This is a genomic window from Streptomyces sp. DH24, assembly GCF_029813775.1.
In the GTDB taxonomy this organism is placed as follows: domain Bacteria; phylum Actinomycetota; class Actinomycetes; order Streptomycetales; family Streptomycetaceae; genus Streptomyces.
In genome coordinates this window covers 45,076-64,411 of record NZ_JARVKW010000002.1, presented here as the reverse complement: position 1 = coordinate 64,411, position 19,336 = coordinate 45,076, and the positions used below count along the sequence as shown (strand labels likewise).

The 19,336-nt window shown below is 73.1% G+C and carries 14 protein-coding genes; 8 read left to right on the top strand and 6 right to left on the bottom strand.

Annotation, left to right across the window (positions count from 1 at the left end):
- Positions 1-8: 8 nt before the first annotated feature.
- The 7 genes from QC282_RS01980 to QC282_RS01950 all read left to right on the top strand — a co-directional run bounded on the left by QC282_RS01980 (position 9) and on the right by QC282_RS01950 (position 10,720).
- On the top strand, positions 9-1,412 hold the full coding sequence (locus tag QC282_RS01980) for a NarK/NasA family nitrate transporter (protein ID WP_279547390.1): 1,404 nt from the start codon (positions 9-11) through the stop codon (positions 1,410-1,412).
- Positions 1,405-3,498 (top strand): molybdopterin oxidoreductase family protein, encoded by a 2,094-nt coding sequence (locus QC282_RS01975; protein ID WP_279547389.1) that lies wholly within the window; start codon positions 1,405-1,407, stop codon positions 3,496-3,498. The genes QC282_RS01980 and QC282_RS01975 overlap by 8 nt, the downstream gene beginning before the upstream one ends.
- Positions 3,499-3,506: 8 nt before the next feature.
- The gene (locus QC282_RS01970; RefSeq protein ID WP_279547388.1) at positions 3,507-4,898 is read left to right on the top strand and encodes an FAD-dependent oxidoreductase; all 1,392 of its coding nucleotides are present in this window, start codon (positions 3,507-3,509) and stop codon (positions 4,896-4,898) included.
- Positions 4,895-6,157 (top strand): FAD-dependent oxidoreductase, encoded by a 1,263-nt coding sequence (locus QC282_RS01965; protein WP_279547387.1) that lies wholly within the window; start codon positions 4,895-4,897, stop codon positions 6,155-6,157. The genes QC282_RS01970 and QC282_RS01965 overlap by 4 nt, the downstream gene beginning before the upstream one ends.
- Positions 6,158-6,283: 126 nt before the next feature.
- Positions 6,284-7,849, top strand: coding sequence for a carboxylesterase/lipase family protein (locus QC282_RS01960; protein WP_279547386.1), 1,566 nt, complete (start codon positions 6,284-6,286; stop codon positions 7,847-7,849).
- 55 nt (positions 7,850-7,904) lie between these two features.
- On the top strand, positions 7,905-9,758 hold the full coding sequence (gene asnB, locus QC282_RS01955; protein WP_279547385.1) for an asparagine synthase (glutamine-hydrolyzing): 1,854 nt from the start codon (positions 7,905-7,907) through the stop codon (positions 9,756-9,758).
- Between the two features lie 104 nt (positions 9,759-9,862).
- Complete coding sequence (locus tag QC282_RS01950) at positions 9,863-10,720, top strand: arylamine N-acetyltransferase (protein WP_279547384.1); 858 nt, start codon at positions 9,863-9,865, stop codon at positions 10,718-10,720.
- 71 nt (positions 10,721-10,791) lie between these two features.
- Here QC282_RS01950 and QC282_RS01945 read toward each other — a convergent pair whose 3' ends face one another.
- The 6 genes from QC282_RS01945 to QC282_RS01920 all read right to left on the bottom strand — a co-directional run bounded on the left by QC282_RS01945 (position 10,792) and on the right by QC282_RS01920 (position 17,090).
- The gene (locus tag QC282_RS01945) at positions 10,792-11,316 is read right to left on the bottom strand and encodes a shikimate kinase (protein WP_279547383.1); all 525 of its coding nucleotides are present in this window, start codon (positions 11,314-11,316) and stop codon (positions 10,792-10,794) included.
- Positions 11,313-12,497, bottom strand: a complete 1,185-nt coding sequence (gene aroC, locus QC282_RS01940) for a chorismate synthase (protein ID WP_279547382.1) — start codon at positions 12,495-12,497, stop codon at positions 11,313-11,315. The genes QC282_RS01945 and aroC overlap by 4 nt, the downstream gene beginning before the upstream one ends.
- A complete protein-coding gene (locus QC282_RS01935; RefSeq protein WP_279547381.1) occupies positions 12,466-14,409 on the bottom strand; it encodes an anthranilate synthase family protein in 1,944 nt (647 codons plus the stop codon). The genes aroC and QC282_RS01935 overlap by 32 nt, the downstream gene beginning before the upstream one ends.
- Positions 14,406-15,029: an isochorismatase family protein gene (locus QC282_RS01930; protein ID WP_279547380.1), complete on the bottom strand. Its 624-nt coding sequence runs from the start codon at positions 15,027-15,029 to the stop codon at positions 14,406-14,408. The genes QC282_RS01935 and QC282_RS01930 overlap by 4 nt, the downstream gene beginning before the upstream one ends.
- Before the next feature lie 44 nt (positions 15,030-15,073).
- Positions 15,074-15,844 (bottom strand): 2,3-dihydro-2,3-dihydroxybenzoate dehydrogenase, encoded by a 771-nt coding sequence (locus tag QC282_RS01925; RefSeq protein WP_279547379.1) that lies wholly within the window; start codon positions 15,842-15,844, stop codon positions 15,074-15,076.
- A gap of 73 nt (positions 15,845-15,917) precedes the next feature.
- Entirely contained in the window at positions 15,918-17,090 is a 1,173-nt protein-coding gene (locus tag QC282_RS01920; protein WP_279547378.1) for a 3-deoxy-7-phosphoheptulonate synthase, read from the bottom strand.
- Positions 17,091-17,976: 886 nt separating this feature from the next.
- On the opposite strand from QC282_RS01920, the gene tal reads away from it, so the two are divergent.
- Entirely contained in the window at positions 17,977-19,128 is a 1,152-nt protein-coding gene (gene tal / locus QC282_RS01915; protein ID WP_279547377.1) for a transaldolase, read from the top strand.
- Positions 19,129-19,336: the final 208 nt, after the last annotated feature.

The following is a 19,336-nucleotide window of genomic DNA, read 5'->3' as shown; positions in this document are numbered from 1 at the left end:
TTGCCCCGATGACGGCACTGCGCGTCTCCCGACGGCGGATCGAGCACTGGGATCCGGAGGACGAGGAGTTCTGGGAGCGCACCGGCAAGCACGTCGCACGACGCAACCTCGTCCTGTCGATCTTCTCCGAGCACATCGGCTTCTCCGTCTGGAGCATGTGGTCGGTCCTGGTGCTGTTCATGTCCCCCGACATCGGTTTCGGCTTCGCCCCGAGCGAGAAGTTCCTGCTGGTGGTCACCCCCACCCTGGTGGGGGCCCTGCTGCGGCTGCCGTACAGCCACGCGGTGACCCGGTTCGGCGGGCGTAACTGGACCGTCTTCAGCTCCGTCCTGCTGTTCGTTCCGGCGCTGCTGGCGCTGTACTTCGTCCAACGGCCCGGCACACCCCTGTGGGTGTTCCTGCTCGTCGCAGCGACGGCGGGCGTCGGCGGCGGCAACTTCGCGTCCTCCACGACCAACATCGCCCACTTCTTCCCCCGGCGTCACCAGGGCTGGGCGCTCGGCCTCAACGCCGGCGGCGGCAACCTGGGCGTCGCGGTCATCCAGCTGATCGGACTGCTGGTGATCGCCGGCGCGGGCGACACCCACCCCGCCTACGTGATCGCCGTCTACCTGCCGCTGATCGCCCTCGCCGCCGTGCTCGCGGCGCTCGGCATGGACAACGTCGACACCGGCCCGGCCCGTCCCGGCGTGCTGCGCGAGGCGGCGGCCGACCCGCACACCTGGTGGATCTCGCTGCTGTACCTCGGCACGTTCGGCTCGTTCATCGGCTACGGCTTCGCCTTCGGCCTCGTCCTGCAGAACGAGTTCGGCTCCACACCGCTGGAGGCGGCCGGCTACACCTTCCTCGGGCCGCTGCTCGGCTCGCTGTCCCGGCCGATCGGCGGGCGGCTCGCCGACCGCTGGGGCGGAGCGCGGGTCACGTTCTGGAACTTCCTCGCCATGGGCGCGGGAACGTGCCTGCTGCTGGCGGCCTCCGTGCACCGCTCCCTCCCGATGTTCGTCGCCGCGTTCACGGTGCTGTTCGTGCTCAGCGGCCTGGGCAACGGCTCCACGTACAAGCTGATCCCGGTGGTCTTCGCCGGGCAGGCGGAGGCCGCCGTCACCGCCGGCGACGACGCGACCGAGGCCTTCGCCCGCGCCCGGCGCCTGAGCGGCGCGGTCATCGGCATCGCCGGTGCGGTCGGCGCGCTCGGCGGCGTCGCCGTCAACCTGGTCTTCCGGGCGTCCTACGACACCCAGGGGACGGGCGAACCCGCCTTCTCGTCCTTCCTGGCCTTCTACGCGCTGTGCCTCACCGTCACCCGCATGGTGTACCTGCGCGCCCCGCACGGCACCCCTCCGGACGCCGCGCCGAACACGAGCCGCGCCGGGGCCGGTGCCGACAAGTCCTCGGAGGCCACCCGTGCCTGACACCGCGCCGAGCACGAGCGTGGCCACGCACTGCCCCTACTGCGCCCTGCAGTGCGGCACCCGCCTCGGCCACGACTCCCGGGGGACCGTGGTGGAGCCCACCGACTTCCCCGTCAACGACGGCAGGCTGTGCCAGAAGGGCTGGACCGCGCCCGCGCTGCTCGACGTCCCCGACCGGCTGCGCCACCCGCTGGTGCGGGACGCGGACGGCCGACTCGTCCCGGCCGACTGGGACACCGCCCTGGACACGGTCGCCGCGCGGCTGCTCCGGATCCGTGACGAGCACGGCCCGGACGCGCTCGCCGTGTTCGGCGGGGGCGGCCTCACCAACGAGAAGGCGTACCTGCTCGGCAAGTTCGCCCGGCTCGCCCTGCGGACCAGCCAGATCGACTACAACGGACGGTTCTGCATGTCCTCGGCCGCCGCCGCCGGGACGGCGGCCTTCGGCCTGGACCGCGGACTGCCCTTCCCGGTCGGCGACCTCGGCGCGGCGGACGCGATCCTCCTCGCCGGCGCCAACCCCGCCGAGACGATGCCCCCGCTGATGCGGCACCTGGAGGGCGCCGACCTGATCGTCGTCGACCCGCGCCGCACCAGGACCGCCGAGCGGGCCGCCCTGCACCTGCAACCGGTGCCCGGCACCGACCTGGCACTGGCGCTGGGACTGCTGCACATCGCCGTCAGCGACGGCTGGTGCGACAAGGAGTACGTCCAGGAACGCACCACCGGCTTCGACACGGCCTGGCGGCGCGCCGTGACCTGGTGGCCCGAGCGCGTCGAACGCGTCACCGGCGTCCCCGTCGCCGAACAGCGCGCCGCCGTACGGATGCTGGGCGAGGCGCGGCGGGCGTACGTGCTGACCGGCCGCGGCGCCGAGCAGCACAGCAAGGGCGCCGACACGGTCGCCGCCTTCATCAACCTCGCGCTCGCCCTCGGCCTGCCCGGCGTCGCCGGCAGCGGCTACGGCTGCCTGACCGGGCAGGGCAACGGGCAGGGCGGACGCGAGCACGGCCAGAAGGCCGACCAGCTCCCCGGCTACCGCATGCTCACCGACCCGGCCGCGCGGGCCCATGTCGCGGACGTCTGGGGCACGGACCCGGACACCCTGCCCGGCCCCGGCCGCAGCGCCTACGAGCTGCTCGACGCGCTCGGCACCGAAGGCGGCCCCCGCGCCCTGCTGGTGTTCGGCTCCAACCCCGCCGTGTCCGCGCCCCACGCCGCCCACGTCTGCGACCGGCTCGCCTCCCTCGACCTGCTGGTGGTGGCCGACTTCGTGCCGTCGGAGACCGCGCGGACGGCCGACGTGGTCCTGCCGGTCGCCCAGTGGGCCGAGGAGGACGGCACCATGACCAGTCTGGAGGGCCGGGTGCTGCGCCGCCGCCGGCTGCACCACCCGCCGGACGGCGTCCGCACCGACCTGGACATCCTGCACGGCCTCGCGGTCCGGCTCGGCGAGCCGGCGGACCGCTACCCGACCGACCCCCGCCTGGTCTTCGAGGAACTGCGCCGCGCCTCCCGCGGCGGCCGGGCGGACTACTCCGGCATCAGCTACGAACGCCTGGACGCGGGGGAGGCCCTGCACTGGCCGTGCCCCGAGAACCCGGACGGGCAGCCGCACCCCGGCACGCCCCGCCTCTTCCTCGACGGCTTCGCGCACCCGGACGGGCGCGCCCGGTTCGCCGAGGTCGACCACCGCGACCCCGCCGAGACCACCGACGCCGGCCACCCCCTGTACGCGACGACCGGCCGCGTGCTCGCGCACTACCAGTCCGGCGCCCAGACCCGCCGCGTCGCCGAACTCAACGAGGCGGCGCCCGGACCGTTCGTCGAGATCCACCCCGACACCGCCGAACGCGCCGGGCTGCGCGAGGGCGACCCGGCCCGCGTCACCTCGGCACGCGGAACCACCGTCGCCCGGGTGCGGCTCGTCGGCAGCATGCGCACGGACACGGTGTTCCTGCCGTTCCACTATCCCGGCCCCGGCCGGGCCAACCTGATCACCAGCACCGCTCTCGACCCCCGCAGCAGGATGCCCGAGTTCAAGGTCTGCGCCGTGCGGATCGAACCCGGCACCGACGCGTCGTGAGGCCCGCCATGACCGCCTCGAACCACGTCCTCGTCGTCGGCCACGGCCCCGCCGCCCACCGGCTCGTGGAGCGCCTGCGCCACCACGGCCACAGCGGCCCGGTCACCGTGCTCGGCGCGGAGCCGCGGCCGGCCTACAACCGGGTGCTCCTGACGTCCCTCCTCGGCGGCGCCCTCTCCGCCGAGGACCTGAAGCTCCCCGACCCTCCGGACGGCGTGCGCGTCAGGACGGGTGTCACCGTCACCGCCCTGGACCGCGCCCGCCGCTCGGTCCGCACCGACATCGGGGAGATCCACCCCTACGACCATCTGGTGCTGGCCACCGGCGCCCGGCCCCGGATCCCGCCGCTGCCCGGCCTGCTCACCCCCCGCGGCGGACTCACCGAGGGCGCCACCGCCGTGCGCACCCTCGCCGACTGCGAACGGCTCACCGGCGGACCCCTGGTGGTGCTGGGCGGCGGAGTCCTCGGCACGGAGGTCACGCTCGCCCTGCTGCGGACCGGACACGACGTCACCCTCGTCCACCCCGGCCCGTACCCGATGCACGACCGGCTCGACGGCGCGGCCGGGGCCCTGCTCGCCGACCACCTGCGGGCCCAGGGCGCCCACCTGCGGCTGGGACGCGGCGCCGTGGAGTACCGGCCCGGCAAACTCGCCCTCGACGACGGCGAGATCCTCCGCGCCGGCAGGCTGGTGCTGTGCACGGGCGCCGAACCCGACACCGGCCTGGCCCGGCGGGCCGGGCTGACCGTCCGCACCGGCGTGGTCGTCGACCGGCGGCTGCGCACCGACGATCCGCGCGTCCACGCCATCGGGGACTGCGCCGAATCCGACGGCCAGGTGCCGGGCCTCGTCACCACGGCCTGGGACCAGGCCGAGACCCTCGCACGCGCACTCACCGGCCGGGACACCCACCACCGCGCCGGCCGTCCCGTCGTCCGGCTGAAGGCCCTCGGCATCGACCTGGCCTGCCTCGGCCCGCCCGACCCGCCGGGCGCCACCCGGCACATCACCCTGTCCGACCCCGCCCGGGGCCGCTACGCCAGGCTCGCACTGTCCGGCGAGCGGATCCTCGGCGCGGTCCTGGTCGGCCTGCCACGCGCCACCGCCGCGGTCGGCCAGCTCTACGAGCGCGGCCTGCCCGTGCCGTCCGACCGGCTCGGGCTGCTGCTGGGCACCGCGGCCACCGCACGGCCCGCCACCGTCGAACTGCCCGACGAGGCCGTGCTGTGCCACTGCAACCACGTCACCAAGGGCGCCCTGCTCCGCGCGTGGCGCGCCGGCGCCCGCGACCTGCCGCGCGTCGCCGCCGCGACCCGGGCCACCACCGGCTGCGGCGGCTGCGCGGACGACGTGCAACTGGTCCTCGCGGCCGCGACCGGAGGGAACAGCGACCCATGACCCGCACCCCGCGCACCCTGGTCGTCGTCGGACACGGCATGGTCGGCCACCGCCTCGTGGAACACCTGCGGGCCCACGACCGGCACGGCACCTGGCGTGTCGTCGTCCTGGCCGAGGAGCCCCGCCCCGCTTACAACCGGGTCGCCCTGTCGTCCTACCTGGAGGGCAAGAGCGCCGCCGACCTCACCCTGGCCGACCACGCCTTCCTCACCGACCCCCTCGTGACCCTGCGCACGGCCGCCCCGGCGACGGGCATCGACCGGCGGGCGCGCACCGTCACGACCGCCGACGGCACCGTCACCCACTACGACGCCCTCGTACTCGCCACCGGTTCACGGCCGTTCGTGCCACCCGTGCCGGGACACGACCTGCCCGGCTGCTTCGTCTACCGCACGTTCGACGACCTCGACGCCCTCCGCGCGGCGGCACACGAGGCACGCCACGGCGTCGTGGTCGGCGGCGGGCTGCTCGGCCTGGAGGCCGCCAACGCGCTGCGGCTGCTCGGCGTGCTGCCCCACGTCGTGGAGCTCGCGCCGCGCCTGATGCCGGCGCAACTCGACGAGGGCGGAGCACGGGTCCTCGCCCGGCTCGTCGGCCGGCTCGGACTGCGGGTGCACTGCGAAACCGCCGTCCGGACGGTCCGCGCACGGGCCGACGGCCGGGTCGGCGGAGTCGTTCTCACCGACGGCACCGCCCTGGACGCAGACCTGGTGGTGTTCTCCGCCGGAGTGCGTCCCTGCGACGAACTGGCCGGACCGGCCGGGCTCGCGACGGGCCCGCGCGGCGGCTTCCTCGTCGACGACCGGTGCCGCACCGAGGACCCGCGGGTGTGGGCCGTCGGCGAGTGCGCGGCCGTCCGGGGCCGCACCTACGGACTGGTCGCGCCCGGCTACAGCATGGCCGAACTGGTCGCGGACCAGCTGCTCGGCCGCCCCGGCAGCCCTTTCGCCGACCCCGACACCTCCGCCAAGCTCAAACTCCTCGGCGTGGACGTGGCCGGCTTCGGTGACGCCCACGCCGAGACCGAGGGGGCCCTGGAGTACGTCGTGCGCGACGACTCGGCCGACACCTACGCGAAGATCGTCCTCGCGCCGGACGGCCGGGTCCTGCTCGGCGGCGTGCTCGCCGGCGACGCCTCCGCCTACCGCACCCTGCGGGCCCTGGTCGGCCGCGAACTGACCGCTCCCCCCGACACGTTGCTGTCCGGGCCGGCGCTCGGCGGCCCGCCGTCACGGGCGCGCGAACCGGCCGCCGCATGACTTGACGGAGTAGGGACCGGCGGTTGGCGGCCCTCTCGGCACGGGAGCGACGATCACTGTGCCCGGCTCCCCGGAGCGTGCCGCGCCGCCCATGACAACGCCCAGGCGGGAAGTGAGGTTTGCCAGATGCCCAGTCGCACAGTGGTCGTCCGGACGACGGCCGGACGAGTGGCGGGAGAGCGGGCCGACGGACTCACCGTCTTCCGGGGCGTGCCCTACGCGGCGCCGCCGGTGGGCCCCCTGCGGTTCGCCTCGCCCCGGCCCCCCGAGCCGTGGCGGGGCGTGCGGGACGCCACCAGGTTCGCCGCGCCCTCGCTGCAGGGCGACTACCTGCCCGACAGCAGCGAGGACAGCCTGTACGCCAACGTGTGGACCCCGGACGTACAGGGCCGCCTGCCGGTCCTGGTCTACATCCACGGCGGCGGCTGGCTGCTCGGCGCGGGCAGCGAACCCGACTACGACGGCGCCCGCACCGCGGTCCGCGGCCGCATGGTCGTCGTCAACTTCAACTACCGGCTCGGCGCGTTCGGCTGGGGCCTGCACGAGGAGTTCACCGACCCGCGCACGGGCTCCTTCGCCAACTGGGGCCTGCAGGACCAGGCGGCACTCGTGCGCTGGGTCCGCGACAACGCCGCCGCGTTCGGCGGCGACCCCGGCAACATCACCGTCTCCGGCACCTCCGCGGGCGGCTCCAGCACCTGGCAGCTCGCCCTGCTGCCCGAACTGCGCGGCATCGTGCGGCGCATCGTCCCCATCAGCGTCAAACACGTGTGGGACCCGGCCAGTTCCACCACCCCCGAGGAGTCCCGCAGGGTCTACCGGCACCTCGCGCGCCGCTTCGGCACGACCGTGCCGGGCCTGCGCGCCGTACCGGCCGCCGAACTGCGCGACGCCTGGGACGAGGTGTACGCGGGCAGCCCCACCGAGCGGTTCGTGCAGGGCGCGCGCGAATACCGCGGCCCGGTCGTGGACGGGCGGTGGATGCGCGGCTACGACCACGCGCTGCCCACGCCCCGCGTCCCCATGATGCCCGTCTACTGCCGCACCGAAGGCTCCTTCTTCACCACCGGCCCCGGATACCCGTACCCCGGCCCGCACCCGGCCGACGACGCCGGGCTGCGCGCGGCGGTCCGCGAGGTGCTGGAAAAGGGCGCCGTCAAGGTCACCGACGAGCAGGTGGACGACTGCATCGTCCACTACCGGCGGTCGTCCGAGGCGGAGGGCATGCCCCACGACCCGGTGTCGGTGTGGACGCACGTGTGGGGAGACGGGCTGTTCCGGTACCAGATCGTCCGGCTCGCCGAACGGCACGCGCGGGAGCGGGACGCCACCGCGTCGCCGCAGTACCTGATGGAGTTCGCCCATCCGCTCAGGCCGCCGTACGCCGGAACCACCCCCCACGAGGCCGTCGCCAAGTTCCTCTTCGGCACGTACGAGCTGCCGGTCAACGCGCCCGCCTACGGCGACGGCCCGCTGGAGCGGCGGATCTCCGACACCCTGATCGACCTGGTGGCCTCCTTCGCCCGGGGACAGGTACCGAGCAGCCGGCACGCGCCCGACTGGCCGGTGTTCACCCCCGACCGGCCCACCGTGATGGTCGTCGGCGGCGAGCGGGTCGCGCGGGTCGGCACGGTCTCCGCCCAGCCCCATCTGTCGTACTGGGACCGCGCCGGCTGGGTGCCGCGGCCCTGAACCGTCCCTTCCCACGGCCATCCATCAGCACAGCGACGAAAGGACCGGTATTTCGATGTGCGGACTCGCAGGCTGGGTCGCCTACGACCACGATCTGTCGGCGCGCGGCGAGACGGCGTCGGCCATGGCGCAGACCATGGCGTGCCGGGGACCCGACGACCGGGGCGTGTGGGTCTCCCCGCACGCCGTCCTCGGCCACCAGAGGCTCTCCATCATCGACCTGGAGGGCGGGCGCCAGCCCATGCACGTCACCGGCGAGGACGACGGCCTCCCGGTCATCGTCTACACCGGCGAGGTCTACAACTACCGTGAGCTGAAGGAGGAACTGACCGCCCTCGGCCACACCTTCCGCACCGCCAGCGACACCGAGGTCGTCCTGCACGCCTACCTGGAGTGGGGCGAGCACTTCGCCGAACGCCTCAACGGCATGTACGCGCTCGCCCTGTGGGACCCGCGTACCGAGGAACTGCTGCTGGTCCGCGACCGCATGGGCGTCAAGCCCCTCTTCTACTACCCGACCCCGGACGGCGTGCTGTTCGGCTCCGAGGCCAAGGCCGTCCTGGCCCACCCCGACGCCGAGGCGGTCGTTGACGCCGAGGGCCTGGCGGAGATCTTCGCGATCATCAACACCCCCGGCCACGCGATCTTCAAGGGCATGCACGAGGTCGTGCCCGGCACCGTCGTCCGCTTCGGCCGCGGCGGCCGCACCACCCGCACGTACTGGCAGCTGGAGGCCCGGCCGCACACCGACGACCTCGACACCACCATCACCCGCGTCCGCGAACTCCTTGAGGACATCGTCGAACGCCAGCTCATCGCCGACGTCAAGGTGGGCACCCTGCTGTCCGGCGGCCTCGACTCCAGCGCCATCACGGCGCTCGCCGCGAAGGTCTTCCGCGACCAGGGCAAGCAGGAACGCGTCATGGCCTTCTCCGTGGACTTCAAGAACAACGAGGAGACCTTCCGCGGCAACGGCATCTGGATGGACCCCGACACCCCGTACGCGATCGACGTCGCGCGGCGGTCCGGGGCCGAGCACGTCATCGTCACCCTGGACAACCACCACGTCCTCGACGAGGACGTGCGCCGGCGGGTGCTGCTCGCACAGGACCTGCCGATCTCCACCGGCGACATGGAACACTCCCTCTACCACCTGTGCAAGGCGCTCAAGGAGCAGGTGACCGTCGCCCTGTCCGGCGAGACCGCGGACGAACTCTTCGGCGGCTACAACTGGTTCTTCGACAAGGAGGCCGTCGAGGGCGACACCTTCCCCTGGTACGACGCCTGGCGCCGGCTCGGCGGCCTGGACACCATGAAGGAGATCGGCCTCTGGGACCGGCTGGGCCTCGGGGAGTACACCGCCAAGCGGTACGCCGAGGCGCTCGCCGAAGTGCCGCGGCTGGAGGGCGAGCCGGCCGACGAGGCACGGATGCGGGAGCTGACCTACCTCAACATCAGCCGCTGGGAGAACTTCCTGCTGGACCGCAAGGACCGCATCAGCATGGCCGCGAGCCTGGAGGTGCGGGTGCCGTTCACCGACCACCGGCTGGTCGAGTACGTCTTCAACGTGCCGTGGGCCATGAAGACCTTCGACGGCCGCGAGAAGAGTCTGCTGCGGGCCGCCTCCAGCCACGTGCTGCCCGAGTCGGTGCTCCAGCGAAAGAAGAGCCCCTACCCCTCCACCCAGGACATCGAGTACGTGCGGGCCCTGCGCGCCAAGGTGGAGGCCCTGCTCGACGGTTCCCCCGTGCTCGACCTGGTGCCGGCCGAAGGCATCCGCAAGCTGCTGGACAAGCCCGTCGAGTCCTACGCCGGCCTCGGCGGCCTGTGGGGCATGCGGGCCGTCATGGAGCGCCTGGTCGAGTTCGACGCATGGGTGAAGGAGTACGACGTCCGCGTGGAGTGGTGACACTCCCGCACGCTCGGCGCGCGGCCCGTCAGGTGCCGCGCGCCGAACCCGTACGAGACCCACAGCACTTCTGACACCAGGGAAGACCGCCCGGAAGGACGCTCATGGACACCTCAGGTCTGCCTCTCGTGGTCGACGACTGCCCGGACTGGGGCAGCAAGCGGCTCGACCTGGAGGCCTACCTCACCCGCATCGGCTACCGGGGCCCCCGCGACACCTCCCTCGAAGCGCTGCGCGGGCTCCACCGGGCCCACCGGGACGCCGTCTGCTTCGAGAACGTCGACATCGCCCTGGGCCGCAAGGTCTCCATCGACATCGACGCCGTCCAGCACAAGATCGTCGGGCTCGGGCGCGGCGGGTACTGCTACGAGACCAACCTGCTGTTCGCAGCGGCGCTGGACCGCTTCGGCTTCCCGGTCACCCGGCTCCTGGTCCGCATCCGCGAGGGCAGCGGAAAACGCCGGTTCCGCTCCCACACGGCCCTGCTGGTCCGGGCGGACGACACCGTGTGGCTGGCCGACCCCGGCTACGGCTACGCCGCGCTCATCGAACCCCTCGCTCTGCGCCCCCAAGCGGAGAGCACCGTCGCCGGCTGGTCGTGGCGGCTGACCGTCGAGGACGGCCACTGGCTCCTCCAGTACCGGCGGCCCGAGGGCTGGTTCGACATCTACGCCTTCCGTACCGAGCCCCAGTACCCGGTCGACTTCGAGGCCGCCCACTACGTCAGCTCCACGCGCCCCGGCTCGCCCTTCGTCGGGCAGCTGGTCGTGCAGCGGGCCACCGACGAGGAGCGGTACCGGCTCAGGAACAACGAGCTCATGACCGAGTACCGCAGCGGCGAACAGCGCCTGCGCGTCCTCGCCCCCGACGAGACCGTGGACGTCGTCCGTACGCTGTTCGGGCTCCCGCTCACCGCCGAGGAGGGCGGTCTGCTGCGTGATTTCCTCGCCGCCCGGCGGTGACGGCCGGGCCCCCCACGAGAACTCCCGCCCGCACGGTGACCGTGCGCGGCGGGGAGTTCCGTATGCCGTCGTCAGGCCCGCACCTCTCCCAGGGTGAGGGCCGCGAGAACGGCGTCAACGACGCCGTGCGGTGTCAGACCGCCGGTGTCGACCACGGCGCGGGCGACCGCCGTGTACAGCGGGCGGCGCTGCTCCATCAGCGTGCGCCACTGCCGGTGCGGATCACCGGCCAGCAGCGGCCGGCCCGGGTCCCGCCCGACCCGCCGGACCGCCTCGGCGGCGTCGACGTCGAGGAACACCACCCGGTGTCCGGTGAGTGCGGTGCGGGTGTCGGGGTCGAGGACGGCGCCGCCGCCCAGGGCGAGGACGCCGTCGTGTTCGGCCAGTGCCCGCAGCACGGCCTGCTTCTCGACCGCGCGGAAGGCCGGCTCGCCCTCGTCGACGAAGATGTCGGCGACGGTCCGGCCCTGCCCGGCCACGATGTCGTCGTCGGTGTCCCGGTAGCCGACCCCGAGCCGCTGGGCGAGCAACTGCCCCACGGTCGACTTGCCGACACCCATCGGACCGACCAGCACGACGACCGGACCCGTGCTCATCGCACGGCCAGGTTGTCGAGGTACGAGGTGACATTGCGGCGGGTCTCCACCACCGAGTCACCGCCGAACTTCTCCGCCACCGCGTCCGCCAGCACCAGCGCGACCATCGCCTCCGCGACGATCCCGGCCGCCGGCACCGCGCACACGTCGGAGCGCTGGTGGTGGGCCTGCGCGGGCTCACCGGTGGCGACGTCCACCGTCCGCAGCGCCCGCGGCACGGTCGCGATCGGCTTCATCGCCGCCCGCACCCGCAGCAGCTCACCCGTCGACAGACCACCCTCCGTGCCGCCCGAGCGGCCGGTGGCCCGCCGGATGCCCTCGTCGGTGGTGACGATCTCGTCGTGCGCCTTGGAGCCGGGCACCCGCGCCAGGTCGAAGCCGTCACCGACCTCGACGCCCTTGATCGCCTGGATGCCCATGAGCGCGGCGGCGAGCCGGGCGTCCAGCCGCCGGTCCCAGTGCACGTGCGAGCCGAGCCCCACGGGCACGCCGTAGGCCAGCACCTCGACCACACCACCGAGCGTGTCGCCGTCCTTGTGGGCCTGGTCGATCTCCGCGACCATCGCCTTCGAGGCGTCCTGGTCCAGACACCGCACCGGGTCCGCGTCCAGCCGCTCCACATCACCCGGCCTCGGATACACCCCGTACGGCGCCTTCGCCGCCGCCAGCTCCACCACGTGCGAGACGATCTCGATGCCCGCCGTCTCCCTCAGGTACGACCGGGCCACCGCGCCCAGCGCCACCCGCGCCGCCGTCTCCCGCGCCGAGGCACGCTCCAGCACCGGACGCGCCTCGTCGAAACCGTACTTCTGCATCCCGGCCAGGTCCGCGTGACCGGGACGCGGACGGGTCAGCGGCGCGTTGCGGGCCAGCCCGGCCAGGATCTCCGGGTCGACCGGATCGGCCGCCATCACCTGCTCCCACTTCGGCCACTCCGTGTTGCCCACCATGACCGCCACCGGGGAACCGAGGGTGAGGCCGTGGCGGACACCGCCGAGGAAGGTGACCTCGTCACGCTCGAACTTCATCCGGGCACCGCGACCGTAGCCCAGCCGCCGCCTCGCCAAGTGGTCCGCCACCATCTCCGTGGTGATCGGCACGCCGGCGGGAAGGCCCTCCAGCGTCGCGACAAGTGCGGGACCGTGGGACTCACCCCCGGTCAGCCAGCGCAACCTGCTCAACGGCGCCGTGCTCCTTTCCCGTCGCGTCGGAGAGAACCTCCTTGAGGAGACCGCCGACGATGCGGACGCCGTCCTGGGTGAGCACCGACTCGGCGTGGAACTGCATCGACGCGAAGCGCGGGCCGCGCAGCGCGTGCACCTCACCGGTGTCGGGGTCGCGGCTGACCTCCACCACGCCCACCCCCTCGCAGTCGACCTTGTCCTCCATGCCGCGGGCGGCGAACGTGTTGTAGAAGCCGACCCGTTCCCGGGTGCCGAACAGGTCGATCTCCTTCTGCACACCCTGGTTGGGGACCACCCGGCGGACCAGGGGGAAGCCCAGCAGGGTGCAGAGCGTCTGGTGGCTCAGACAGACGGCGAGGAACGGACGCCGCTCGTCCAGCAGGGTGCGCACCGTCGCCCGCAGGTGGGCGATCTTGGGGTGCCGGGTGTCGCGGGGGTCGCCGGGGCCGGGCCCCATCACGACCAGGTCGTGACCGTCCAGGGAGTACGGCTCGTCGAACCGGCGGACCGTCACCCGCAGCCCCATGGAGCGCAGTTGGTGGTCGAGCATCGACGTGAAGGTGTCCTCGGCGTCCACCACCAGCACCCGGCGGCCGAGCAGCGCCGGATCGGGGCGTGCCGCCCGCGTGTCCCCGGCGAGCCAGAAGCCGGCGAGGGTGGCGTTGCGCCGGTCCAGCGCCGCGCGCACCCGCGGATGGTTCGCGAAGCGGGACGGCCCGTCGGACTCGATGGCCGCGAGCAGACCCGCCGCCTTCGCCGCGGTCTCGGCGACCTCGCTCGCCGGGTCGGAGTGCCGCACGAGCGTGGCGCCGACCCCGATCCGCAGCCGCCCGGCGTCGTCGATGTCGGCGGTGCGGATCAGGATGGAGGAGTCCAGGGCCCGGCCGCCGTGCTCGTCACGGCCGATGAGCGCGACCACGCCGCTGTAGTAGCCGCGGCCCTCCGGTTCGTAGCGGCTGATCACCCGGCAGGCGTTCTCCAGCGGGCTGCCCGTCACGGTCGGGGCGAACAGCGTCTCGCGCAGGATGTCACGGGGGTCGCGCGTGCTGCGTCCCTCGATGAAGTACTCGGTGTGCGCGAGACGGGCCATCTCCTTGAGGTACGGCCCGACCACCCGGCCGCCCGACTCGCAGATCCGGGCCATCATCTTCAGTTCCTCGTCCACGACCATGTACAGCTCGTCGGCCTCCTTGCGGTCGGCGAGGAAGTCCAGCACCTGCGGCAGGGTGGGGCCCGTGGACGGGTAGCGGTAGGTGCCGCTGATGGGGTTCATCACCGCCGTGCCCTCGCGCAGGCTGATGTGCCGCTCGGGGGTGGCGCCGACGAGGGTGCGGGAGCCGGTGTGCACCAGGAACGTCCAGTAGGCGCCGGTCTCGCGTTGCAGCAGACGCCGGAAGACGGTCAGGGCGTGGTGCGGCGTGTAGCCGGTGACATCGGCGGTGTAGGTGCGCTTGATGACGAAGTTGGAGCCTTCCCCGCTGCCGATCTCGTCCGCGACGACCCGGCGGACGGTGCCGGCGTACTCCTCGTCGGGCACGTCGAAGCGTCCGCCGGACAGCTTGACGGGCAGGTCGGGAATCCGGGCGAGCACCTCGGTGACGGGCACGGTGTCCTGGCCGGTGACCGTCATCGCGAGCAGCGGCGTGCCGTCGTCCGGGGACGCGAATCCGCGCTCGGCGATCTGCCGGTAGGGCACGAGCGCCAGAACCTCGTGGCGGGGGCCGTCACCGGCCTCCGAGACGTCGGACAGGGGCAGTTCGGCCAGGGTGCCCAGCTCGCTCGCCTCGCCGACGACGACGTCGAGGACACCCGGGCCCGTCGCCTCGGGGCGGTGCAGCAGGGCGTACGCGGACGGCGGCCGTTCGCCCAGGACCCGGCCGAGCAGGTCGTCGTTCGGGGCGGCGGTCATGCCAGGACCTCCTTGGTGGTGACGACGACGGCGCAGCGCTGCGCCGCGTACTCCAGGGCCATCCGGTGGTGGTACTGGGAGAAGTCGGCCACCGCATCGGCCACCAGGAACGGCTGGATGTCATGGGTGAACGCCTCGACGGCGGTCATCAGCACCCCCACGTGGGCGTACACCCCGCACAGCACGAGCTGGTCCCGGCCGGCGGCGCGCATCCGCTCCAGCAGGTCGGACCGGAAGAAGGCGCTGTAGCGCCACTTGGTGAGCAGCCAGTCGCCGGGGGCCGGGTCCAGTTCGTCCACCACCTGCCGGTCGGCGGGGGTGGTGCGCATGCCCGGGCCCCAGAAGTCCTTCAGCAGGCCCCGCTGCTCGTCGGTCATGCCGCCGGGCTGGGCCGTGTACGCCACCGGCACGCCGAGCCCGGCGCAGCGTTCCCGGACCAGCCGGGCGTTGCCCACGAGTTCCTCGCGCAGGCCTGCGGGCAGGGGCCGCAGGAAGTAGCGCTGCATGTCGTGCACCAGCAGGACCGCGCGGCCGGGGTCGACCGACCAGCTCGCGACGTTGCCGGGCAGATCGCCGGCCGTCGGCATCGGGTAGGGGGAGATCTCGGGTATGCCTGCCATGGAGTTCCTTCTCCTGGTCGCCTGATGTCAGGAACTTCGAGTGCCTAGGCGCCGAGTGCGGCGCCGCCGTCGACGGTGAGTTCGTGCAGGGTGATGTGGGAGGCGTCGTCGGACAGCAGGAAGACGACGGCGTCGGCGACGTCCGAGGGGCGGGCCAGCTTGCCCAGCGGGATGCCCACCCGGAAGGCGTCAAGGGAGCCTTCGACCGTGTGCTTCGGGCCGGACTCGTCGCGCCACATGGACGTGAGCATCGGGGTGTCGGTGGAGCCCGGTGCCACGACGTTGCAGCGGATGCCGTCCCGGGCGACCTCCAGTCCCAGGCTCTTGGTGAACATCGTCGCCGCGGCCTTGGACGCGGCGTACGCGGCCATCTGCACCCGCGGGGTGGCGGCGGCGTTGGACGCCACGGTGACGATCGCGCCGCGCCGGCGTGGCACCATGCGGTCGGCGACGGCCCGCGACATCAGGAAGACACCGGTGGCGTTGACGGCGAACGTCGTCGTCCAGTCCTCGTCGGTGAGGTCGCGCACGTGTCCGAGACGCAGCACGCCGGCGCCGTTGACGAGGAAGTCCAGCGGGCCGAGCTGCTTCTCGGCCTCCCGCACCACGGCTTCGACGTCCGTGCTGCTGGTGACGTCGGCGGGCAGGGCCCGCACCGCCAGGCCGTCCGCGCGCAGCTTGCCCACCACCTGCCGCAACCGGTCGGCGTCCCGGTCGACGGCGCCCACCACCACGCCGCGTTCGGCGAGAGCCCGGGCCACCGCCTCGCCGATGCCGCCCGCCGCTCCGGTCACGAGTGCGACCTTGCCGTCCATGGTCAGTACCTCCTCGTCCGCGTGTCTGCCTGCCTGCCGTGCGCGTGCTGATCGGGGTGGGTGGGTCGGGACGTCATCCGAGCCAGGCCGACGCCACGGCCACGGCCTGGCCCGGGTTGAGGCGCGGATCGCAGTAGGACGTGTACTTGTCCGCCACGTGATCGACGCAGGAGTCGTTGGAGACGCACTCGGTGACGTCGTCGGGGGTGGTCTCCAGGTGCAGCCCGCCGACGATGCCGCCCTCGGAGCGGACCGCCTCCTGGAACGCCTGGATCTCCCGCTCGATCGTCTCCACGAAGCGCGTCTTCAGGCCGTTGGGCAGAGCGACGGTGTTGCCGTGCATGGCGTCGGTCAGCCAGATCACCGGATGCCCCGCCGCGCGGGCCGCGGCGACGAGCTTCGGCAGCCGGTCGCCGACGGCGTCGGCTCCCATGCGGGCGACGAGGGTCAGGCGGCCCGCCTCCCGCCGCGGGTCGAGCCGTTCGCACAGCCCGAGCAGTTCGTCGGGAGTGACCTTCGGCCCGATCTTGCAGGCGACCGGGTTGGCGACGCGCGACAGCAGGGCGACGTGGGCCCCGTCGAGCTGGCGGGTGCGCTCGCCGATCCAGGGCCAGTGGGTGGAGGCGAGGATGAGCCGCCCCTGCTCGTCGCGGCGGACCATGGGGAGTTCGTAGTCCAGGATCAGTGCCTCGTGGCTGGTCCACACGGGCGGTTCCATCCAGTGCCGCCGCACGGGATCGCGCCAGCCGAGGTGGCTCATGATCTCGCGGGCCGCCTCGTAGCAGGCCAGGATGCGCTGCGGTTCCGGCCGCCTGCTCTCGGGGTCGGGCTCGGGGCCGTTGACCATGTGGCCGCGGTAGGAGGGCAGTTCCACGCCTCCCACCAGCTCGGTGGGGCTGGAGCGGGGCTTGCCGAACTGTCCGGCGATCCGGCCCACCCGGATCACCGGCTTGTGGGTGATCATCTTCAGCGCGCCGACGAGCAGGTCGAGCACGGCGGTCTTGCGGGCGACGTAGCCGGGGGTGCACTCGGCGGGGTCCTCCGCGCAGTCGCCGGTCTGGACGACCAGCGCCTCTCCCGAGACGACCCGGGCCAGCAGCGAACGCAGGGTGTCGATGTCCTTGGAGTCGACGAGCGCCGGGCTGCCGGCCAGGGTGTCCCTGACCCGCCGCACCCCTTCCGCGTCGCCCCACTCGGGCTGTTGCCTTGCCGGTTTCTCCTGGATGTCGAGCAGAGCGTCGTCCACTGGTGTCTCCTTAGGCGGGTGGCGTGACTGCGGTGCGCCACCGCCGGGGCACGGGATCCCCGTGAGGTGCGCAGCCGTGCGGGTGTGGGGCGTGGGCCGGCGGCACACCGCCGTGCGCGGGTGGCGGCCGGTCGCCGGGGAGCGCCATGGCGAGCGCCGCCGAGGGTTCCGCGCGAGCGGAACGGGCCGGGCGCCCCGTAATGCGACGGCGGCCGGATTGTCCGGGCACACGCAATGGTTCCGGCCGTCGGATACGCCAGGGGAACGCCACCGGTGGCAATTGACCTGTCCGGCCCGACCCGCGGAGGTGCCGACGGCGGCATGCATTGGTTCCGCGAAAGACGCGTTATTCGCTCCGGGACGCCGCTTCCCCGTTCATTTCGTCCCGGAAGCGGACACGGAAAGCGGAAGCGGTCTTCACGGAGCCGTTCGCGGCTTCATTGCACCGGGGAATCGAGGAACTGTTCGAGCGGTGCCGCGGGTCGGCCCCCGGCCGTCCAGGGCATGGAAAACCGGTCGTCCGGCCAGGTGACGTGCTCCCGGGCGACGACCGAGGGTCGAGTTACGGACAGTTCGGACGGCGGATTCGGGGACGGCGGCGGTGCGGGTCATGGGCGTGGTGCTCCCTCGGCAGACGGAGCGGCCGTGCCGACATTCCGTGTCGAACTCCCGGCCGACTGTTCGATCCCCGATCCTGAGCCGAGAGCGAAGGTATGGCCAATGACGGTGGACGCACTTCGTCAAATTGCCGGTACTTCATCAAGTCGATGCGAGAACCACTTTGCGCCAAACTGCCACGTCCCCCGTAGTTCTTCTCCGATACAGGTCGATAACCTCGATCCGAAACCAACCCGCGGCCGAAGCCCTCAAGGAGTGACGAACCGTCATGTCGGACCGGCTGAGCCCACCGGGCGCGCTGGAGCTGGACGAACTGGTCGCGGAGGGTGTCTCGCCATGGCTGGACGGTCTCGTGCGCGGCCACCTCGTCTCCGGTCGGCTGTCCCGCCTCGTGGAACACACCGGAGTGCGGGGCGCCACGTCGGACCCCGCGGCGCTGGCCGAGGCGGTCGAGACCGACGGCGCCTACCGCGCACAACTCGCCGAGCTGGCGTCCGCCGACATCTGCGCCGCCGACGCGGTACGGGCCGTGGCCGCCCGCGACATCCGCCGGGCCTGCGACGAACTCCGGCCGGTCCACCGGGCCACCCGCGGACTCGACGGCCTGGTGTCGATGGACCTGGACCCGCGCCTCGCGCACGACGCCGAGTCGGCCGTCGCAGAGGCGGAACGGGCGCTGCGCGCGGTGAACCGGCCGAACGTGATGGTCAAACTGCCCGCCGCCGGCGAGGGCATCGCCGCGATCAGGGAGTGCATCGGCGAGGGCATCCCGGTCCACATCACCGGGGTCTTCTCCGTGGCGCGCTACCGCCAGGCCCTCGACGCCTACCTCGAAGGCCTCCAGCGCGCCCTGGCCCGCGGCCGGCGGCTCTCCGCGCTGTCCTCCGCGGTGTCACTGCCCGTGGGCCTCCTGGACGCGGAAGTCGACGCGCGTCTGGCGGAGTTGGGCACGCCGGAGGCCCTGACGCTGCGCGGCGAGGCCGCCGTGGCGAGTGCCCGCCTGTTCTACCAGGTCTACGACGACTGGTTCGGCGGCGCCCACTGGCGCGCCCTCGCGGCCGCCGGGGCCCATCCGCAACGCCTGGTGTGGACCTCCACGGCGGTGCCGGACGCGTCGTCGCCCTCCACCCGCTACGTGGAGCGGCTCGTCACCTGGGGCACGATCAACGCGATGACCCTCCCCACGCTGGAGGCCGCCGCCCGCCGCCTCGTGCTGTCCGGCGACACCCTGATGGGCCGGCACCGCGCGGCCCAGGAGGTGTGGGACCGCCTGGGCCGCCTGGGTATCGACTGCGAAGCGACGGCCCGGAAGCTGGAAACGGCCTGCACGGAACGGCTGACAGCCGCGTGGGGCGACCTGTACGCCGCGGTGGACGCGGGGCGGCACACGGCGTTCCGGGCGCAGCCGTCGGGAGGGTGACAACCACCGGGACGCGAAGACGACGCGCTGCCGACCGCCGAACGGTGCCACCCACCATGACGCTGCCTGCTGCCTGCTGCCTGCTGGTTGCCACGTGTTACCTGTCGCTCGCCGCCTGCGGGAGTCGGCGGCGGGGGCGACGGCCCCGACCGCCGATGCCGACCAGTGCGGAACCGGCTCACCCGCGTGAGGCCGCGTCGAGGATGCC